The organism is Azospirillum sp. TSH100 (assembly GCF_004923295.1).
GTDB lineage: Bacteria > Pseudomonadota > Alphaproteobacteria > Azospirillales > Azospirillaceae > Azospirillum.
Genome location: NZ_CP039640.1, coordinates 258,755 through 280,454 on the forward strand (window position 1 = coordinate 258,755; position 21,700 = coordinate 280,454).

The window sequence follows — 21,700 nt, forward strand, 5'->3', positions numbered from 1 at the left end:
CTTTTTCATTGGCGGATATCCAGGCGTTACGACCCCGGACGGCGCGCCAGCACGTAGATGTAGTCGCCGTGCGACCAGGAGTTCAGGCGGAACAGGTGGTACAGCGCCTCGGCAAGGAAGCGCCGGCCGGGGCCGTAATCGCCTTCCGTGCCCTGGCCGCTGGCGGCGCCGAGGACGTTGCGGTAGAGCGGCGAGAAGAAGGGGAAGCCCCATTCCACCACCCGCTCGATCTCCAGCCCGACCGACTTGATCTTGGCCTGCAGCTCACCGCGGGCATAGTTGCGGTGGTGGCCGACCGTGCGCTCGAAATCGCGCATCCGCCCCTGCAGGGTGGAAACCAGCAGATAGCGGCCGGTCATGGCGGCGAGGTTGCGCAGGGCGGCGACATCGTCCTCGATATGCTCGACCACGTCGGTGCAGACCACCAGATCGAAACGGCGGTCGAGATGGCCGGCGGCGACGTCGAGCAGGCCGAACTCGGCGTTCGGCGCGCGGCGGCGGGCGACGTCAATCGCCTTGGCGGCGAAGTCGAGGCCGGTGTAGCTGGCCTGCGGCTTCAGCGGCATCAGCGTGGCGAGCAGCGAGCCCTGGCCGCAGCCGACGTCAGCCAAGCTGTCGTAGTTCAGCGGGCGCACCATCTCGGTGACGATGCGGCGCAGATGCCGGCCGGTCGGGCCGTATTTGCGCATGTCGTTCCAGCGCCGCTCCCAGCTGTCGTCGTAATCGACGCCACCCGGGTGATCGGCCGCAGCGGCAGCGAGGGGAGGGGTGGCGGACTTGAATGCGTCGTCGCTCATGCAGGCCTCCGGCGCAGGATGAATTCGTTGCAGCCCGTCGGCACGCGCGGCGGACGGACCTCCAGCATGTCGAAGCCGAGCGCGTCCATCCGCGCCCGCACCTCATCGGCACTGGCATATTCGTAGGGGTAGCCGCCGAGCCAGTCGGTCACGTCCACCCAGAACTCCATGCCGCGCTCCTTGCGCAGCGGGTTGGACCCGGTGATCGCCCAGGTCGCCAGGAACATCAGCGAGCCCAGGGTCCAGTCCCAGACCTTCCGAAGGAAGCCCGGCGACAGATTGTAGACGATCTTGATCAGGGTCCAGATCGGCGAGGTCCAGTGGCGGTTGTAGAGCGCCAGCACGAAGGTGCCGCCCGGCGCCACCAGCGGCGCCACCGTCTCGATCGCCGGCCACATCGAACCGGTGTGGTGCAGCGAGCCCCAGGCATAGACCACGTCGAAGCGGCCGAGCGAGCCGACGAAGCCGCTGTCGAGCGCGGAGCCGCGGCGGAACTCGATGCGCTCGGCCAACTCGGGCGCGAAGCGGCCCAGGTTGCGGCGGGCGACCTCGACTCCGGTCGGGTTGACGTCGAAGCCCAGCGCGCGGGAGACGCCCAGCTTGCCGGCGGCGATGGTGAACAGGCCGGAGCCGGAGCCGACGTCGCAGAAGCTGGCGTCCTTGAGCCGGTCGGTCCCGACCAGCCCCTTCAGGCTGTCGATGGCCGCCACCAGCCGCGGCTCGTCCAGCACGGTGCGCGAGTAATGGTCCCAGTTCTCGCCGAAATCGAAGGCCAGGGCGGGTGTCCCGGCAGGAGCTCCGCCCCCGCCTTCCGCCGTCTTCACCGGTTCCGCCACGCTGTCCGATCCCTTGCTGTCCGATCCGCTCTGCCGCGCCGCCATACGCTCCCGAAAGCCACCGGATGTCAACAGAACCTGAACTGCCACACGGCTAAAGCCGGGAGGTTCAGGGGAGATGGGCCGGCGCCCTCGCGCCGGCCCTGTCCTCGACCCGGCATCAACCGAGGTTGATGTCGGAGAGCGAGAGCACCGTGCTGTTGTAGACGCCGAGCAGACGCACCTCGGACGCGGCCACCTGGCCGTCGCCGTTGGTGTCGACCACCTGGTAGAGAGCGGAGCTGGTGCCGTTGTTGGCCAGAACCAGCGTGCCCGCACCAGCCGACGCGTTCGTCAGCGTACCCAGAGCCGTACGGAAGTTGGCCAGGTTCGCATCCGTCAGGCTGCCGCTGACCGCCGAGGACAGGCTGACCAGTTCGTCGGTCATGCTCACCCCGTTGGTCGCCGCGGTCGCCGTGGTCAGCGAAGCGTCGCCATTCTTGTCCGCCGTCGTCCGGGCGGCATCCGTCAGCTGCACCTTGTCGGTGCCCGACTGGAAGTTCGACACCGAGAGGAAGCCGGTGTTCGCGCCCAGTGCAGCGATGTCGCTGAAGGACGAGTACACCACCGTATCGGTGCCGCCACCGGAACCCCCATTGCCCGACGCCAGGCTGATGCTGTCGCCAGTACCACCCTGGAAGCGGATCGACCCGCCGGTCACCGTGATCGCATCGGTGCCCAGGCCGCCGATCAGCGTCTCGACGCCCGAGACCGACATGGTCACGCCGGTGTTGCCGGTGGTGATCACGTCGTTGCCCGTGCCGCCGACCAGCGTCTCGATGCCGCGCAGCAGGACCGTCGAGCCGCCGTCGCCGAGGCTGACCACATCCGTGGCCGCGCCGCCGACGATGATCTCGATGCCGCTCTCCGCACGCATGGTCACGCCGGTGTCACCCAGCAGGACCAGATCGCTGCCCGCACCACCGATCATGGTGTCGATGCCGCGGGTGATGACGGTGTTGCCCGACGCACCCAGGGTCACGACGTCCGAACCGGTGCCGCCGACCAGGAACTCGACGCCAGACGCCAGCATCGTCACGCCGGCAGAGCCGGTGAAGACGATGTCGGTGCCGGCACCGCCGGTCAGGGTGTCGATGCCCGACACGGTGATCGTGTTCGCCGTGTCGCCCAGCGTGACCACGTCGGTGCCGGCCGCGCCGACCAGCGTCTCGACCGCGCGGGTCAGCAGGGTGGCGCCCGACGCGCTGATGGTCAGCACGTCGATGCCGGTGCCGCCGACCAGGATCTCGACGCCGGTGCCCAGCGTCATCGTGTCCCCGGTGTCCCCCAGGATCACCACGTCGCCGCCCGCACCGCCCGACAGCGTCTCGATGCCGCGGGTGATGACGGTGTTGCCCGAGGAGCCCAGGGTGACGACGTCGGTGCCGGTGCCGCCGACCAGGAACTCGACGCCCGAAGCCGTCATCGTCACGCCGGCCGAGCCGGTGAAGACGATGTCGGTGCTCGCACCGCCGGTCAGGGTGTCGATGCCCGACACGGTGATCGTGTTCGCCGTGTCGCCCAGCGTGACCACGTCGGTACCGGCCGCGCCGATCAGGGTCTCGACACCGCGGGTCAGCAGGGTGGCGCCCGCCACGCCGATGCTCAGCACATCGGTCGCGGCGCCCCCGACCAGGACCTCGATGTCGGTGCCGAGCGTCATCGTGTTGCCGGTGTCGCCCAGGAACACGACGTCGGTGCCCGCACCGCCGATCAGCGTCTCGATGCCGCGGATCGTGGTGGTGTTGCCGGTCGCCCCCAGGGTCAGGACGTCGGTGCCGGTGTTGCCGACCACGAAGTCCGCGCCCGAGACGGTCAGGGTCGCACCCGCCGAACCGGTGAAGATCACCTCAAGGCCCGTGCCGCCGATCAGCGTCTCGATGCCGAGAGCCAGCAGCGTGCCGCCGGCGGTGCCGATGGTCACGATGTCGGTGCCCGTGCCGCCGATCAGCGTCTCGATGCCCGACACCACCAGCGTGTTGCCCACCGAACCGAGGGTGACCAGATCGCTGCCCAGCCCACCGATCAACGTCTCGAACAGCGATACCGTCGCCGTGTTGCCCGTATTGCCCAGCGTCAGAACATCGACACCGCTGTTGCCGGTCAGCGTTTCAATGCCGCGCAACAGCACCGTGTTACCCGACGAACCCAACGTCACGACATCCGTGCCGGTGCCGCCGATCAGCGTATCGATGCCCGCCACCGTGATCGTCGAGCCGCCAGAACCAAGGAATACGAGCTCGGATGCAGTGCCGCCCAGCAGGGTTTCAAGCGCGTTCGCCACCAGGGTTGCACCCAGGGTACCGACCGTGATCACGTCACTGCCCGCTCCGCCGGTCAGCGTTTCGAGAAGCGACGCAACCAGCGTGCTCCCGCCCGAGCCCAATGTGATGACATCCAGACCGGCCCCGCCGGTCAGCGTCTCCATCGCGCTCACCAGCATGGTGGTGCCTGTATCGCCGATGGTGACGGTATCGCTGCCCGCTCCGCCGGTCAGTGTTTCGATGCTGCGCAGCAGCAGCGTGTTGCCGTCCGACCCCAGCGCGACGACATCCCGACCGGCGCCGCCGACCAGAATATCGAGAGCCGAGGCCAGCAGCGTGCTGCCGGCGCTACCCAGGAAGACCAGATCGAAGCCTTCGCCGCCGGCAATGGTTTCAAGGGCATTGGCCTGTACCGTGATGCCTCCAGACCCCACGGTGATGACATCGCTTGCAGTACCGCCAATGATGGTTTCGATGCCGATGATCCGCACCGTCGTGCCGCCGGTCCCCAGCGTCACCACGTCCAGGCCGGAACCGCCGATCAGCGTCTCGATGCCGCTCGTCAGCAGCGTGCCGCCACCGGACCCCAGCAGCGTCACCACGTCCAGACCGGAGCCGCCGACCAGCGTCTCCAGGCCCGACGTCGCGAGCGTGTTCCCGGCGTTGCCGAGCAGGATGGCGTCGATGCCGGTGCCGCCGACGATCGTCTCGAACAGCGACACCATCGCCGTGTTGCCGGTGTCGCCCAGCGTCAGAACATCGATGCCGCTGTTGCCGGTCAGCGTCTCGATGCCGCGCAGCAGGACGGTGTTGCCGCCGTCGCCCAGCGTCACCGCGTCGTTGCCGGCCCCGCCGACCAGGATCTCCAGCCCGGACACCAGCAGCGTGGTGCCGGCAGAGCCGAGATAGACCACGTCCGTCCCGCTCGACCCGATCAGCGTCTCCAGCCCGGAGACCAGCAGCGTGTTGCCGCTGGTGCCCGACAGCCGGTTCATGTCCGCAGCATTGTCGAAGCCGGCGGTGGCGAGCGTCACGATGTCCAGCCCCGCCCCGCCGGTCAGCGTCTCCAGCTGCGACACCAGCAGCGTGTTGCCCCCGGTGCCCAGCGTGATGATGTCGAGCGCGAAGCCGCCGACCAGCGTCTCCAGCTTCGACGCCACCATGGTCGAGCCGCGGTTGCCGATGGTGATGGCATCCAGACCGGTCCCTCCGGTCAGCGTCTCCAGCATGCGCAGCAGCGTGGTGTTGCCGTCGTCGCTGAGCGTCACCACGTCCGAGCCGGAACTGCCGACCAGGATCTCCAACCCGGCGATCAGCAGGGTCGAGCCGCCGCCAAGCTCGCCGACCACCGCCACGTCGGAGCCGGAACTGCCGACCAGCGTCTCCAGCAGGTTGACGACGAAGGTGCCGCCGCCTTCCGAGAGGTGGACGACGTCACGCCCGCTGTTGCCGGTGACGGATTCGATGCCGATGATCCGCACCGTCGTCCCGCCGGTCCCCAGCGTCACCACGTCCAGGCCGGAACCGCCGATCAGCGTCTCGATGCCGCTCGCCAGCAGCGTGCCGCCACCGGACCCCAGCAGCGTCACCACATCCAGACCGGAGCCGCCGACCAGCGTCTCCAGGCCCGACGTCGCGAGCGTGTTCCCGGCGTTGCCGAGCAGGATGGCGTCGATGCCGGTGCCGCCGACGATCGTCTCGAACAGCGACACCATCGCCGTGTTGCCGGTGTCGCCCAGCGTCAGAACATCGATGCCGCTGTTGCCGGTCAGCGTCTCGATGCCGCGCAGCAGGACGGTGTTGCCGCCGTCGCCCAGCGTCACCGCGTCGTTGCCGGCCCCGCCGACCAGGATCTCCAGCCCGGACACCAGCAGCGTGGTGCCGGCAGAGCCGAGATAGACCACGTCCGTCCCGCTCGACCCGATCAGCGTCTCCAGCCCGGAGACCAGCAGCGTGTTGCCGCTGGTGCCCGACAGCCGGTTCATGTCCGCAGCATTGTCGAAGCCGGCGGTGGCGAGCGTCACGATGTCCAGCCCCGCCCCGCCGGTCAGCGTCTCCAGCTGCGACACCAGCAGCGTGTTGCCCCCGGTGCCCAGCGTGATGATGTCGAGCGCGAAGCCGCCGACCAGCGTCTCCAGCTTCGACGCCACCATGGTCGAGCCGCGGTTGCCGATGGTGATGGCATCCAGACCGGTCCCTCCGGTCAGCGTCTCCAGCATGCGCAGCAGCGTGGTGTTGCCGTCGTCGCTGAGCGTCACCACATCCGAGCCGGAACTGCCGACCAGGATCTCCAACCCGGCGATCAGCAGGGTCGAGCCGCCGCCAAGCTCGCCGACCACCGCCACGTCGGAGCCGGAACTGCCGACCAGCGTCTCCAGCAGGTTGACGACGAAGGTGCCGCCGCCTTCCGAGAGGTGGACGACGTCACGCCCGCTGTTGCCGGTGACGGACTCGATGCCGATGATCCGCACCGTCGTCCCGCCGGTCCCCAGCGTCACCACGTCCAGGCCGGAACCGCCGATCAGCGTCTCGATGCCGCTCGCCAGCAGCGTGCCGCCACCGGACCCCAGCAGCGTCACCACGTCCAGACCGGAGCCGCCGACCAGCGTCTCCAGGCCCGACGTCGCGAGCGTGTTCCCGGCGTTGCCGAACAGGATGGCGTCGATGCCGGTGCCGCCGACGATCGTCTCGAACAGCGACACCATCGCCGTGTTGCCGGTGTCGCCCAGCAGCAGCAGGTCGGTGCCGGCACTGCCGGTCAGCGTCTCGATGCCGCGCAGCAGGACGGTGTTGCCGCCGTCGCCCAGCGTCACCGCGTCGTTGCCGGCCCCGCCGACCAGGATCTCCAGCCCGGACACCAGCAGCGTGGTGCCGGCAGAGCCGAGATAGACCACGTCCGTCCCGCTCGACCCGATCAGCGTCTCCAGCCCGGAGACCAGCAGCGTGTTGCCGCTGGTGCCCGACAGCCGGTTCATGTCCGCAGCATTGTCGAAGCCGGCGGTGGCGAGCGTCACGATGTCCAGCCCCGCCCCGCCGGTCAGCGTCTCCAGCTGCGACACCAGCAGCGTGTTGCCCCCGGTGCCCAGCGTGATGATGTCGAGCGCGAAGCCGCCGACCAGCGTCTCCAGCTTCGACGCCACCATGGTCGAGCCGCGGTTGCCGATGGTGATGGCATCCAGACCGGTCCCGCCGGTCAGCGTCTCCAGCATGCGCAGCAGCGTGGTGTTGCCGTCGTCGCTGAGCGTCACCACGTCCGAGCCGGAACTGCCGACCAGGATCTCCAGCCCGGCGATCAGCAGGGTCGAGCCGCCGCCAAGCTCGCCGACCACCGCCACGTCGGAGCCGGAACTGCCGACCAGCGTCTCCAGCAGGTTGACGACGAAGGTGCCGCCACCCTCCGACAGGTGGACGACGTCACGCCCGCTGTTGCCGGTGACGGATTCGATGCCGATGATCCGCACCGTCGTCCCGCCGGTCCCCAGCGTCACCACGTCCAGGCCGGAACCGCCGATCAGCGTCTCGATGCCGGTCGCCAGCAGCGTGCCGCCGCCGGACCCCAGCAGCGTCACCACGTCCAGGCCGGAGCCGCCGACCAGCGTCTCGAGCTGCGACACCACCAGCGTGTTGCCGGAGTTGCCCAGGGTGACGAGATCGTTGTCTGCGCTGCCGATGATGGTTTCGAACAGGCCGATCTGCATCGGGCCGCCGTCATTCAGCAGCGTCGCCACATCGGTGCCGCTGTTGCCGGTCAGCGTCTCGATGTTGCGGAGAGCCAGCGTGTTGCCACCGGAGGCGAAGAAGAGGGAGTCAGTCCCGGCACCGCCCGTCAGCGTCTCGATGGAGGACACGAACAGCGTGTTGCCGACGCTCCCCAACGCGGCGACATCGGTGCCCTGGCCGCCCAGAAGGGTTTCCAGGCTCGAAACAGCCATCGTGCTGCCGGTCTGCGCCACCGTGACGACATCGGTGCCGGCACCGCCGGTCAATGTCTCGACGGCATTGACCAGCAGCGTGATGCCCGCTGTCCCGAAGCTGATGACATCGGTGCCGGCCCTGCCGGTCAGCGTCTCCAGCAACTCGACCTTCATGGTGGTGCCGTTGCCGGCCAGCGTCACCACATCCGTACCGGCGGTGCCGGTGAGGGTGTCGATGGCCGAGACGAACATCGTGGAACCGGCACCCGCCAGCACCAGAACGTCCGACCCCTGCCCGCCGACAACGGTTTCGATGGCGGAGACGAACAGCGTGCTTCCGACAGTGCCCAGCGTCAGCAGGTCGATGCCCACGGTTCCGACGATGCTCTCGATCGAAGAGAGGAGCAGCGTCGAGCCGGCAGCCCCACCCAGCATGATCGCGTCGGTGCCGCCTCCGCCGAGCAGGGTTTCGACCAGGGTGACGGTCAGGGTGTTGCCGGCGGTGCCGAGCGACACAAGGTCGCTGAGGCTGCTGCCGGTCAGAGACTCCAGCGCCGAAACCAGCATGGTGCCGCCGGCGGTCCCGACGGTGATGATATCGGTGCCGGCCCCGCCCAGCAGCGTTTCCAGCCCGTTCACGAGCAGGGTGCTGCCGAAGCCGCCAACCAGTGAAACCAGATCGACCGCCATGTCGCCGGTGATGGTTTCGAACAGGCCGACCGCGACGGTGCCGCCGGTGGATTCCAGGAGCAGGACGTCGCTCCCGGCATCGCCGATCAGCGTTTCGACCGACCGCTGCATCAGGGTGTTGCCCCGGGTGTTGGCGAACATCACCACATCGGTGCCGGTCCCGCCGGTCAGCGTCTCGATTCCGGCGGTGTAGACGGTGCTGCCGGCATCCAGGAGCGTCACCACATCGGTGCCGACGCCGCCCAGAAGCGTCTCCACGCCGCTCACCATCAGCGTTCCGCCGGCCGTGCCGAGCGTGATCCACTCTTTGCCGGTGCCGCCCAGAAGCGTTTCGACATTGGACAGCAACAGCGTCGTGCCCACGGTCGCGCCGATGCTGATGACGTCCGTGCCGTCCGAGGCGACCAGGGTCTCCAGCGCGGAGAGCTCGACAGTGTTGCCGGGTGTGCCCAACGTGATGACGTCGGTACCGGCATTGCCGAGGATGGTGCTGTACTGGGCCAGCGTGATCGTCGTGCCGCCGGTGCTGGCGACCGGATAAACCAGCGACGGCGCATTCGCGTTGGTCACCGCGGCATAGGTCAACACCGCGTTGTTGGCGTTGGTGTCGCGAATCGTGCTGGTGTTCAGCGTCAGGCCGTTGGCGACGGCCGTCACGCCGTCGGCATCCACGTCGCCCGGCTGCACCGTATAGCGGTAGATCGTGTAGGACCCGAAATTCTCCGCGAAGGTGGCCTGACGCGTGGTGGACCCAACGGTCAGGGCCAGAGTGGAATCGGTCCCGGTGTAGACGACGACGTCGCTGAAGGTGACCTCGATCGAGATCTCGGCCCCCAGCGCGTATGGCCCGTCGCTGATGACAACGCCGGTCACCGTCGGCGGCGTCGCGCTGATGGTGACCACCAACCCCGAGGAGGCGACGGAGGTGTTGCCGACGCTGTTGATCTGCGTGGCGACCAAGGTGTGGTCGCCGTCGGACAGCGACGCTCCCGCGGTTATGGTCCACAACCCGTTGCTGTCGGCGGTGGCGGTGCCCAGCGCGGTCGTGGCGTCATACAGCACCACGGTGGCACCGGCACCGGCCGTACCGACCAGCGCCGGCTGCCTCACGCCGGTGATCCGGTCGGTGTTGCTCAGCCCGCTGTCGGAGTCCGGGGTGAGCGCAAGACCGGTCGGTGCGCCGGGTGCGGTGGTGTCGATGGTGACAGTCAGGCCGGTGGAGGTGGTGGAGGTGTTGCCTGCAACATCCACTGCGACAGCGGTCAACGTGTGATCGCCATTGCTCAAGGTGGCACTGGTGATCGACCAGACGCCGCTGCCGTTCGCCGTGCCGGTGCCCGCAACGGCAGTCCCGTCGTAGAGCGTGACGACACTGCTGGCCTCCGCCGTCCCGGTCACCGTTGGGGCGACGACGTTGGTGATGCGGTCGCTGTTGCTCGACCCGCTGTCCGACCCGGCCGCCAGCGCAAGACCGGTCGGCACCGCGGTCGTGGTGTCGATGGTGACCGTCAGGCCGCTGGAGGCGGTGGAGGTGTTCCCTGCCGCATCCACCGCGACAGCGCTCAGCGTATGCCCGCCGCTGCTCAGCGTAGAACTGGTGATCGACCAGACACCGCTGCCGTTCGCCGTGCCGGTGCCGGCAACGGTAGTCCCGTCATACAGCGTGACGACGCTGTTCGCCTCCGCCGTCCCGGTCACCGTCGGGGCGACGATGCTGGTGATGCGGTCGCTGTTGCTCGATCCGCTGTCCGACCCGGAGGCCAGCGCAAGACCGGTCGGAGCATTCGGTGCGGTTGTGTCGATGGTGACGGTCAGGCCGGTGGACGCCGTGGAGCTGTTGCCCGCCACATCCACCGCGACAGCGCTCAGCGTATGCCCGCCGCTGCCGAGCGTGGCACTGGTGATCGACCAGACGCCGCTGCCGTCGGCCGTGCCGGTGCCCGCAACGGCAGTCCCGTCATAGAGCGTGATGACGCCGCTGGCCTCCGCTGTCCCGCTGATGGTCGGAGTGACGATGTTGGTGATGCCGTCGCTACTGCTCGGCCCACTGTCCGATCCGGCGGCCAGTGCAAGACCGGTCGGCGCTGCGGTCGTGCTGTCGATGGTGACCGTCAGGCCGCTGGACGCCGTGGAGGTGTTGCCGGCCACATCCACCGCCCGGGCGGTGAGCGTATGGACGCCGCTGCTCAGCGTGGCGCTGGTGATCGACCAGACGCCGCTGCCGTTCGCCGTGCCGGTGCCGGCAAGAGCAGTCCCGTCATAGAGCGTGACGACACTGCTGGCCTCCGCCGTCCCGGTCACCGTCGGCGCGACGATGCTGGTGATGCGGTCGCTGCTGCTCGATCCGCTGTCCGACCCGGAGGCCAGCGCAAGACCGGTCGGCGCGGCATTCGTGCTGTCGATGGTGACCGTCAGACCGCTGGAGGCCGTGGAGCTGTTGCCCGCCAGATCCACCGCGGTCGCGGTCAGCGTGTGATCGCCGCTGCTCAGCGTAGAACTGGTGATCGACCAGATGCCGCTGCCGTCGGCAGTGGCGGTGCCGACAGCGGTGGCGCCGTCATAGAGCGTGACGATGCTGCTGGCTCCAGCCGTGCCGCTGACGGTCGGGGCGACGATGTTGGTGATACGGTCGCTGCCGCTCGATCCGCTGTCCGACCCGGATGCCAGCGCAAGACCGGTCGGCGCGGCACTCGTGCTGTCGATGGTGACCGTCAGACCGGTGGAGGCGGTGGAGGTGTTGCCTGCCGCATCCACAGCCCGGGCGGTCAACGTATGGGCGCCGCTGCTCAGCGTCGCGCTGGTGATCGACCAGATGCCGCTGCCGTCGGCGGTGGCGGTGCCGGCAACGGCAGTTCCGTCATACAGCGTGACGACGCTGCTGACCTCCGCCGTGCCAGTCACCGTTGGGGCGACGATGTTGGTGATGCGGTCGCTGCTGCTCGACCCGCTGTCCGACCCGGAGGCCAGCGCCAGACCGGTCGGTGCCGCGGTTGTGCTGTCGATGGTGACGGTCAGGCCGGTGGACGCCGTGGAGCTGTTGCCCGCCACGTCCACCGCGGTCGCGGTCAGCGTGTGATCGCCGGTGCTCAAGGTGGCGCTGGTGATCGACCAGATGCCGCTGCCGTCGGCGGTGGCGGTGCCGGCAACGGCAGTTCCGTCATACAGCGTGACGACGCTGCTGACCTCCGCCGTGCCAGTCACCGTTGGGGCGACGATGTTGGTGATGCGATCGCTGCTGCTCGACCCGCTGTCCGACCCGGAAGCCAGCGCCAAGCCGGTCGGAGCGGCACTCGTGCTGTCGATGGTGACGGTCAGCCCGCTGGAGGCGGTGGAGCTGTTGCCCGCAACATCCACCGCGATCGCAGTCAGCGTGTGATCGCCGCTGCCGAGGGTGGCGCTGGTGATCGACCACACGCCGCTGCCGTCGGCCGTGCCGGTGCCCGCAACGGCAGTTCCGTCATACAGCGTGACGACGCTGCTGGCCTCCGCCGTCCCGCTGACGGTCGGGGCAACCACGTTGGTGATGCGGTCGCTGCCGCTCGACCCGCTGTCCGACCCGGAAGCCAGCGCCAAGCCGGTCGGCGCGGCACTCGTGGTGTCGACGGTCACGGTCAGGGCGGTGGAGGCGGTGGAGCTGTTGCCCGCAACATCCACCGCGACGGCGGTCAACGTGTGATCGCCGCTGCTCAGCGTGGAACTGGTGATCGACCAGACACCGCTGCCGTCGGCGGTGGCGGTGCCGGCAACGGCCGTGCCGTCATAGAGGGTGACGACGCTGCTGGCCTCCGCCGTGCCGGTCACCGTTGGGGCGACGACGTTGGTGATGCGGTCGCTGTTGCTCGACCCGCTGTCCGACCCGGAGGTCAGCGCAAGACCGGTCGGCGCCGCGGTTGTGCTGTCGATGGTGACCATCAGGCCGCTGGAGGCTGTGGAGCTGTTGCCCGCCACGTCCACCGCGGTCGCGGTCAGCGTGTGATCGCCGCTGCCGAGCGTGGCGCTGGTGATCGACCACACGCCACTGCCGTCGGCAGTGCCGGTGCCGACGACGACCGTGCCGTCATAGAGGGTGACGACGCTGCTGGCCTCCGCCGTCCCGCTGACGGTCGGAGTGACGATTTTGGTAATGCCGTCGCTGCCGCTCGACCCGCTGTCCGACCCGGAGGCCAGCGCCAGGCCGGTCGGGGTGGCACTAGTGCTGTCGACGGTCACGGTCAGGCCACTGGAGGCGGTGGAGCTGTTGCCCGCAACATCCACCGCGACAGCGGTCAGCGTGTGATCGCCGCTGGTCAGAGTGGTACTGGTGATCGACCAGATGCCGCGGGCGCTCGCCGTGCCGGTGCCCGCAACGGCAGTCCCATCATAGAGGGTGACGACGCTGTTCGCCTCCGCCGTGCCGTTGACGGTCGGAGCGACGACGTTGGTGATGCCGTCGCTGCTGCTCGACCCGCTGTCCGACCCGGAGGCCAGCGCCAAGCCGGTCGGGGCCCCCGGTGCGGTGGTGTCGATGGTGATCGCCAGCCCGGTGGAGGCGGTGGAGCTGTTGCCCGCAACATCCACCGCGACAGCGGTCAGCGTATGCCCGCCGCTGCCGAGCGTGGCGCTGGTGATCGACCACACGCCGCTGCCGTCGGCAGTACCGGTGCCGGCGACCGCCGTGCCGTCATACAGCGTGACGACGCTGTTCGCCTCCGCCGTACCGGTCACGGTCGGCGCGGCGACGTTGGTCAGGCGGTCGCTGTTGCTCGACCCGCTGTCCGACCCGGTCGCCAGCGCCGGGGTGTCCGGTGCGCCCGGTGCGGTGACATCGATGGTGATCGTCAGCCCGGTGAATGCCTGCGACGTGTTGCCGGCCACATCGATCGCCAGAGCCGACAGGCTGTGGGAGCCGTCGCCACGGGCGGAAGCCGTGACGGTCCACGCACCACCCGAATCGGCCGTGGCCTGACCGATCAGGTTGGTTCCTTCATAGAGCAGGACCGTGCTTCCGGCCTCCGCCGTGCCGGTCACGGTCGGCGCCACCACGTTGGTGATGCCGTCTCCCGACGTGCCGCTGTCGGAGGCCGCCGCCAGGGCAACCCCGGAGGGAGTGGCGGAGGTGGTGTCGATGGTCAGAACCAGTGCGGAGGACGCCTGGCTGGTGCTGCCGGCCGCATTGATCGTGCGCGCGGTCAGGGTGTGCGCGCCTTCCGACAGCGTGCCGGTGGTGACCGACCACAAGCCGGACGCATCCGCCGTCACCGTGCCGATGGCGGTGCTTCCGTCGAAGAGCGTGACGACGCCGTTGGCTTGCGCGGTGCCCGACAGCGTCGGCGTGGTGACGCGTGTGATCCCGTCACCCACCACGCCGCTGTCGGCCGCCACCGCCAGCTCCGGGATCGAGGGGGTGGTGGGCACCGACGCATCGATGGTGACCGTCAGCGCCGAGGAGGAACCGAGGAGCGTGCCGCCCGAAACGGCGCTCGCGTAGAGATTATGCGCGCCGTTGGTCAGCGTCGTCGTGGTCACCGACCACGCTCCCGCGGAATCCGCAGTGGCGGATCCGACCAGCGTGCCGCTTTCGTAGATCGAGACCGTGCTGCCCGCTTCGGCCGTCCCGGTGAGCGTCGGCGTCACCACGTTGGTGAGGCGGTCGCCCACGGTACCGCTGTCGGATCCGGCGTCCAGCTGCGGCGTGGAGGGGGCGCCTTGCAGCGGATTGCCGATGGTGATCACCAGATTGCCGGATACGGTGCTGGTGTTGCCGGCCAGATCGACGCTCAGCGCGGTGAGGGTATGGGCCCCCACACCCAACTCCGACGAGGTGATCGACCAGTTGCCCGCATTGTCGACGGTCGTGGTGCCGAGCAGATTGCTTCCGTCATACAGCGACAGCACCGAGTTCGCCTCGGCCGTACCGGTGATCGCCGGCGTCCGCACCGTGGTGGTGTTGTCCCCCTGCGTGTCGCTGTCGGACGCCGGATCCAATGTCAGGCCAGTGGGCGCGACCGGAGCCGTCGCATCCACCGTCACCGTCAGCGCCGAGGACGCCGTCGAGGTGTTGCCGGCCACGTCGACCGCCTGCGCGGTCAGGGTATGGACACCGTCGGCCAGGGAGGGAGTGGAGAGCGACCACAGCCCCGCGGCATCCGCCGTCACCGTGCCGACGGCGGTGGCGCCGTCATACAGCATCACCACACTGTTCGCCTCGGCCGTGCCGTTGACCGTGGGGATGGTGACCTTCGTGTTCCGGTCGCTGGCGCTCGAGCCGCTGTCAGAGCCAAGCGCCAGCGCCAGCCCGCCGGGCGTGGCCGACGTCGTGTCGATGGTGATCGCCAGACCTGTGGACGCCGTCGAGGTGTTCCCCGCCACATCCACCGCGACAGCGCTCAGCGTGTGGGAGCCGTTGCCGAAGGTGGAACTGGTGATCGACCAGATGCCGCTGCCGTTCGCCGTGCCGGTGCCGGCGACCGCCGTGCCGTCATAGAGCGTGACGACGCTGTTCGCCTCCGCCGTCCCGGTCACCGTCGGCGCGGCGACGTTGGTGATGCCGTCGCTGCCGCTCGACCCGCTGTCCGACCCGGAGGCCAGCGCCAGGCCGGTCGGGGCGCCGGATGCGGTGGTGTCGATGGTGATGGTCAGCCCGGCCGACGCCGTGGAACTGTTCCCCGCCACATCCACCGCGGTCGCGGTCAGCGTGTGCCCGCCGCTGCCGAGTGCGGCGCTGGTGATCGACCACACGCCGCTGCCGTTCGCCGTGCCGGAGCCGACGACGAGCGTGCCGTCATAGAGCGTGACGACGCTGTTCGCCTCCGCCGTGCCGGTGACGGTCGGCGCGATGGCGTTGGTGATGCGGTCCGTGCTGCTCGACCCACTGTCCGACCCGGAGGCCAACGCAAGGCCGGTCGGCGCGGTGGTCGTGCTGTCGATGGTGACGGTCAGCCCGCTGGAGGCGGTGGAGCTGTTCCCCGCCAGATCCACCGCGGTCGCGGTCAGCGTATGCCCGCCACTGGCAAGCGTGGCGCTGGTGATGCTCCAGCTTCCGCTGGCGTTGGCCGTGCCGGTGCCGACAGCCGTGCCGTTGTCGTAGAGGGTGACGACCGAATTCGCTTCGGCGGCGCCGGTGACGGTGGGAGCGACGATGTTGGTGATGCCGTCGCTGCTGCTCGATCCGCTGTCCGATCCGGCGGCCAGCGCCAAGTCCGTCGGAGCCGCAATCGTGCTGTCGATAGTGACCGTCAGTCCGCTGGACGCCGTGGAGCTGTTGCCGGCCACATCCACCGCCCGGGCGGTGAGCGTGTGGGCGCCGCTGCCCAGCGTGGAACTGGTGATCGACCAGACACCGCTGCCGTTCGCCGTGCCGGTGCCGGCAACGGCAGTCCCGTCATACAGCGTGACGACGCTGCCGGCCTCCGCCGTGCCGGTCACCGTTGGGGCAACGACGTTGGTGATGCGGTCGTTGCCGCTCGACCCGCTGTCCGACCCGGAGGCCAACGCAAGACCGGTCGGCGCGGCAGTCGTGCTGTCGATGGTGACCGTCAGCCCGCTGGAAGCGGTGGAGGTGTTCCCTGCAACGTCAACCGCCCGGGCGCTCAGCGTGTGGGTGCCGTTGCTCAGGGATGCGCTGGTGATCGACCAGACGCCGCTGCCGTTCGCCGTGCCGGTGCCGGCGACCGCCGTCCCGTCATAGAGGGTGACGACACTGTTCGCCTCCGCCGTGCCGGTGATGGTCGGAGTGATGGCGTTGGTGACGCCGTCGCTGCTGCTCGACCCGCTGTCCGAGCCGGCCGCCAGCGCAAGACCGGTCGGCGCGGCGGTCGTGCTGTCGATGGTGACCGTCAGGCCGCTGGAGGCGGTGGAGGTGTTCCCCGCCACATCCACCGCGATCGCGGTCAGCGTATGCCCGCCGCTGCCGAGCGTGGCGCTGGTGATCGACCACACGCCGCTGCCGTCGGCAGTGCCGGTGCCGGCGACCGCAGTCCCGTCATACAGCGTGACGACGCTGTTCGCCTCCGCCGTCCCGGTCACCGTCGGCGCGGCGACGTTGGTGATGCGGTCCGTGCCGCTCGATCCGCTGTCCGAACCGGAGGCCAGCGCAAGACCGGTCGGGACCGCGGTTGTGCTGTCGATGGTGACCGTCAGGCCGCTGGAGGCGGTGGAGGTGTTCCCTGCCGCATCCACCGCCCGGGCGGTCAACGTGTGGGCGCCGCTGCTCAGCGTAGAACTGGTGATCGACCAGACACCGCTGCCGTTCGCCGTGCCGGTGCCGGCGACGGCAGTCCCGTCATACAGCGTGACGACGCTGCTGGCCTCCGCCGTCCCGGTCACCGTAGGCGCCACCACGTTGGTCAGGCGGTCGCTGTTGCTCGACCCGCTGTCCGAACCGGCCGCCAGCGCAAGACCGGTCGGAATACCCGGTACGATTGTGTCGATGGTGACGGTCAGGCCGGTGGACGCCGTGGATGTGTTCCCCGCCAGATCCACCGCGGTCGCGGTCAGCGTATGCCCGCCGCTGCCGAGCGTGGCGCTGGTGATCGACCACACGCCGCTGCCGTCGGCAGTGCCGGTGCCGGCGACCGCAGTCCCGTCATAGAGCGTGACGACGCTGTTCGCCTCCGCCGTGCCGGTGATGGTCGGAGTGATGGCGTTGGTGACGCCGTCGCTGCTGCTCGACCCGCTGTCCGAGCCGGCCGCCAGCGCAAGACCGGTCGGCGCGGCGGTCGTGCTGTCGATGGTGACCGTCAGGCCGCTGGAGGCGGTGGAGGTGTTCCCCGCCACATCCACCGCGATCGCGGTCAGCGTATGCCCGCCGCTGCCGAGCGTGGCGCTGGTGATCGACCACACGCCGCTGCCGTCGGCAGTGCCGGTGCCGGCGACCGCAGTCCCGTCATACAGCGTGACGACGCTGTTCGCCTCCGCCGTCCCGGTCACCGTCGGCGCGGCGACGTTGGTGATGCGGTCCGTGCCGCTCGATCCGCTGTCCGAACCGGAGGCCAGCGCAAGACCGGTCGGGACCGCGGTTGTGCTGTCGATGGTGACCGTCAGGCCGCTGGAGGCGGTGGAGGTGTTCCCTGCCGCATCCACCGCCCGGGCGGTCAACGTGTGGGCGCCGCTGCTCAGCGTAGAACTGGTGATCGACCACACGCCGCTGCCGTCGGCCGTGCCGGTGCCGGCGACGGCAGTCCCGTCATACAGCGTGACGACGCTGCTGGCCTCCGCCGTCCCGGTCACCGTAGGCGCCACCACGTTGGTCAGGCGGTCGCTGTTGCTCGACCCGCTGTCCGAACCGGCCGCCAGCGCAAGACCGGTCGGAATACCCGGTACGATTGTGTCGATGGTGACGGTCAGGCCGGTGGACGCCGTGGATGTGTTCCCCGCCAGATCCACCGCGGTCGCGGTCAGCGTATGCCCGCCGCTGCCGAGCGTGGCGCTGGTGATCGACCACACGCCGCTGCCGTCGGCCGTGCCGGTGCCCGCAACGGCAGTCCCGTCATAGAGCGTGATGACGCTGCTGGCCTCCGCTGTCCCGCTGATGGTCGGGGCAACCACGTTGGTGATGCGGTCGCTGCCGCTCGACCCGCTGTCCGACCCCGCGGCCAGTGCAAGAGCGGTCGGCGCCGCGGTCGTGCTGTCGATGGTGACCGTCAGTCCGCTGGACGCCGTGGAGCTGTTGCCGGCCACATCCACCGCCCGGGCGGTGAGCGTGTGGGCGCCGCTGCTCAGTGTGGAACTGGTGATCGACCAGACGCCGCTGCCGTTCGCCGTGCCGATGCCGGCAACCGCCGTCCCGTCATACAGCGTGACGACGCTGTTCGCCTCCGCCGTCCCGGTCACCGTCGGCGCGACGATGCTGGTGATGCGGTCGCTGCTGCTCGATCCGCTGTCCGACCCGGAGGCCAGCGCCAGACCGGTCGGGGCGACGATCGTGCTGTCGATGGTGACGGTCAATGCCGTGGACGAGGTGGCCGTGTTGCTTGCGGTGGTCACGGCGACCGCGGTCAGGGTGTGCGTCCCCTCGCTCAGCGTGCTGGAGATCGCCCAGCTGCCGTTCGACGCCGCCGTGCCGGTGGCAAGCGCCGTCCCCCCTTCATACAGCGTAACGACGCTGTCGGCCTCGGCCGCGCCCGTGAAGGTCGGCGCCGTGACGTTGGTGATCCCGTCGCCGACGGTGCCTCCATCGGACGCGGCATCGAGGAACGGGCCGGTCAGGGAGCTTTGGGTCAGCGTGATGCTGTCGCCGGAAATCGAGAAATTGCCCGGCGTGTAAAGTCCGTCCAGCGTGATGATGCGGGTGGCCGCACCGGTGGTGCCCCCGGTGTTGATGTAGAGCGTCGTCGCCCCTCCGGAGGAGGAGAGCTGAATCGACCCGGCGGCAACGGAGGTTCCGTTGCCGGTGGTGACCGGACCGGTCAGCGTGGCGCCGATGACGCGGAGGACGTCGTCCTTGCTGAAGCCGTTGACCGCGCTGGTGCCGACGACAGTGGAATCGAAGGCGAACACATCCCGCCCGGCGGCGCCGGCCAGCGTTTCAATGCCCGTGGCGAGAATCGTGTTGCCGGTGGTGCCCAGCATCACGACGTCCACGCCCGCTCCGCCGACCAGGGTTTCCAGCCCGGACGCGGCGATGGTGTTGCCGCCGCTGGCCAATGTGACGAGGTCGACGCCGATGTCGCCGACCAGCGTTTCCAGACCACCGACCAGCATGGTGTTGCCGGCACTGCCCAGCGTCACGACGTCGATGCCGGCACCACCCGTCAGCGTCTCCAGCCCGGCGGCCCGGACCGTGTTCCCGCCCAACGACAGCACCACCACGTCGCGGCCCGTGCTGCCGATCAGGGTTTCGGCACCGCTGACAGCGATGCTGTTGCCCGCCGTCCCGCCAAGCGTCAGCACATCGATGGCGGCGGAGCCCGCCACCGTCTCGATGGCGCTGACCGACAGCGTTCCACCCGTGGGGCCGAGCACCAGCAGGTCGGAGCTGCCGCCGCCGACGACGGTTTCGAGATTGGAAACCGATACGGTGTTGCCCGCCCCCCCCTGGAGAAGGAGCGCATCGGTGCCGGTGCCGCCGAACAGCGTCTCGAGACCGGCTGCCAGCATGGTGTTGCCGCCGCTGCCCAGCGTGACGACATCCGTGCCGGTGCCGCCGAACAGCGTCTCCAGCCACGAGGCGAACACCGTGTTGTAGGCTTCCGTCAGGATGATGACGTCGGTGCCGCTGCCCAGTCCCTGGATCGTCTCGATCAGCGACAGCGTCGTCGTGTTCCCGCCACCCAGCAGGCTGACCACATCGACGCCCGCGCTGCCCGTCAGCGTCTCGACGGCACCGATGGCTGCGGTGATCCCGCCGTTGACCGTCAGCAGCTCCCTTCCGGCGCCGCCGACGATCGTCTCCAGGCCGCTGACCTGCATCGTGGCGCCGGCGCTGCCCAGCACAATCAGGTCCAGACCGGCGCCGCCGACGACGGATTCGATAGCGCTCACCTGGATGGTGCTGCCATCGGCCGCCGTGTAGATGATATCCCGGTCGACAGAGCCGGTCAGCGTCTCAACCGCCGCCACCAGCATATTTTGTCCGGTGGTGTAGCTGTGGGAACTGGTAAACATCGTAACGATGTCTTGCCCAGCGGAACCGACGAGCGTCTCGATGCCGCTGATCTGCACGGTCGAGCCTTCCGGATCGAGCAGCACAAGAAAATCGGCTGTGGAGCCCGGCGACGGTAAATATTGGGCGCCGTAAATGGTCTCGACGTGCGAGACCGCCAGCGTCAGGGGCAAACCGAACAGATTGGAGCCCCCGGGCTTTTCCGGGCTGCCCACGGCCTGCTCATAGTGGCCGAAGTTTTCCCCCGCCATGACGTCGTTTCCGGACGTCCCGATCAGGGTATCCACGCCCATGGCGCTGACCGTGGCGCCACCGACGTCGGCGAGGATGTAGACGTCCTTGCCGATGCCGCCGGCCAACCGCTCCACGCCCGAAACCATGACCGTCGAGCCGTAGCCTTTGACCTGGACGATCATATCGGAAGCAGTGCTGCCAATGATCGTTTCGTAGAGATCAATGCGAATAGAGTTTCCGACAGTACCGGTAAAGATCATAACATCGCTACCGGTGGTGCCGAACACAGTGTCAAGCAAGGACACTGTAATAGTCGTGCCTCCCGTATCATCGATGTAGATTGTGTTGGCTGAAGATCCACCTATCAGGGTTTCCACCCCGGTGACGTGCATGGTGCTGGATATGGTGGTGCCGAATTTTATGTTTCCGATATCTTTGCTCATATCGAGAACATCGTTACCGGCCGTGCCGACAAGCGTATCGATCGCACCGACGATGACGGTGGCGCCGTTCGTCTCCAGCAGCTTGACGTAATCCTGATTGCTGGTGGTGCCGCCAAGGATGGCATTCACCCCCAGGACGGCCAGGTTGAGCGGACTTGGCGCACTCTGTCCGGAGATCAGGTCGAAGCCGACGTTGCCGATCACCGTCTCGATCTGGGACACGAGCATCGTCGTGCCAACGGTCGATGAGATTTGGGCGACATCCACGCCTGTGTTGCCAATCAGCGTGGAGAGATCCTGGACGGAGATCGTGTTGCTGGGGGAGCCGAGGAAGACCGCCTCCGTTCCGGCACCGCCGACGAGCGTCTCCACCAGCGACACCAGCATGGTGCTGCCGGTGGTGGTGTTGGTCGAAGCGTTGTAGGGGGCGCTGCTGATGTAGCCGCTGCCGAAATAGACCACGTCCTTCGCCGTGCTGCCGACAAGCGTGTCGATCCAGTCCACCCGGACCGTGTTGCCGCTGGTCCCCACCAGAATGATGTCTTCGACCGCCGACTTCGTGGTTCCGGTCAGCGTCTCGATCAGCGAGACCGACATCGTCGTCCCGTTGGTCGAACCGTAGATCACATCGGTGCCGGCACCACCGATCAGCGTGTCCAGAAAACTTACCGTGGTGGTGTTGCCGCTGCTGCCGAAAGTAATGAGGTCGAGGCCGCCGTTGCCGATGAGCGTCTCGAGCGCCCTCACCGTGGTGGTGTTGCCGGTGTTGCCCAGGGTAACGATGTCCGACCCCGTGCTGCCGATGATGGTGCTCGGCGACGAGGTCGTGGTGGTGGTTCCTGTGACGGTGGCGGTTCCGGCCATAATTTCCTCACACGCGGCAGCTTGAAGGAGTCGGGAAG

General features: G+C 68.6%; 3 protein-coding genes. All 3 read right to left on the reverse strand.

Annotated elements, in window-relative coordinates; translation table 11 throughout:
* Positions 1-26: 26 nt before the first annotated feature.
* Positions 27-797 carry a trans-aconitate 2-methyltransferase gene (locus E6C72_RS31110; protein ID WP_109864960.1) on the reverse strand — a complete coding sequence of 257 codons (771 nt, stop codon included), beginning with the start codon at positions 795-797 and terminating at the stop codon, positions 27-29.
* Positions 794-1,678, reverse strand: coding sequence for a bifunctional 2-polyprenyl-6-hydroxyphenol methylase/3-demethylubiquinol 3-O-methyltransferase UbiG (locus E6C72_RS31115; RefSeq protein ID WP_109864961.1), 885 nt, complete (start codon positions 1,676-1,678; stop codon positions 794-796). Before E6C72_RS31115 ends, E6C72_RS31110 begins: the two co-directional genes overlap by 4 nt.
* A gap of 115 nt (positions 1,679-1,793) precedes the next feature.
* Positions 1,794-21,662, reverse strand: a complete 19,869-nt coding sequence (locus E6C72_RS31120; RefSeq protein ID WP_136700893.1) for an Ig-like domain-containing protein — start codon at positions 21,660-21,662, stop codon at positions 1,794-1,796.
* Positions 21,663-21,700: the final 38 nt, after the last annotated feature.

Coding starts and splice junctions, on each gene's coding strand:
- E6C72_RS31115 (WP_109864961.1), bottom strand. CDS start 1,678: ATGGCGGCGCGGCAGAGCGGATCGGACAGCAAGGGATCGGACAGCGTG.
- E6C72_RS31120 (WP_136700893.1), bottom strand. CDS start 21,662: ATGGCCGGAACCGCCACCGTCACAGGAACCACCACCACGACCTCGTCG.
- E6C72_RS31110 (WP_109864960.1), bottom strand. CDS start 797: ATGAGCGACGACGCATTCAAGTCCGCCACCCCTCCCCTCGCTGCCGCT.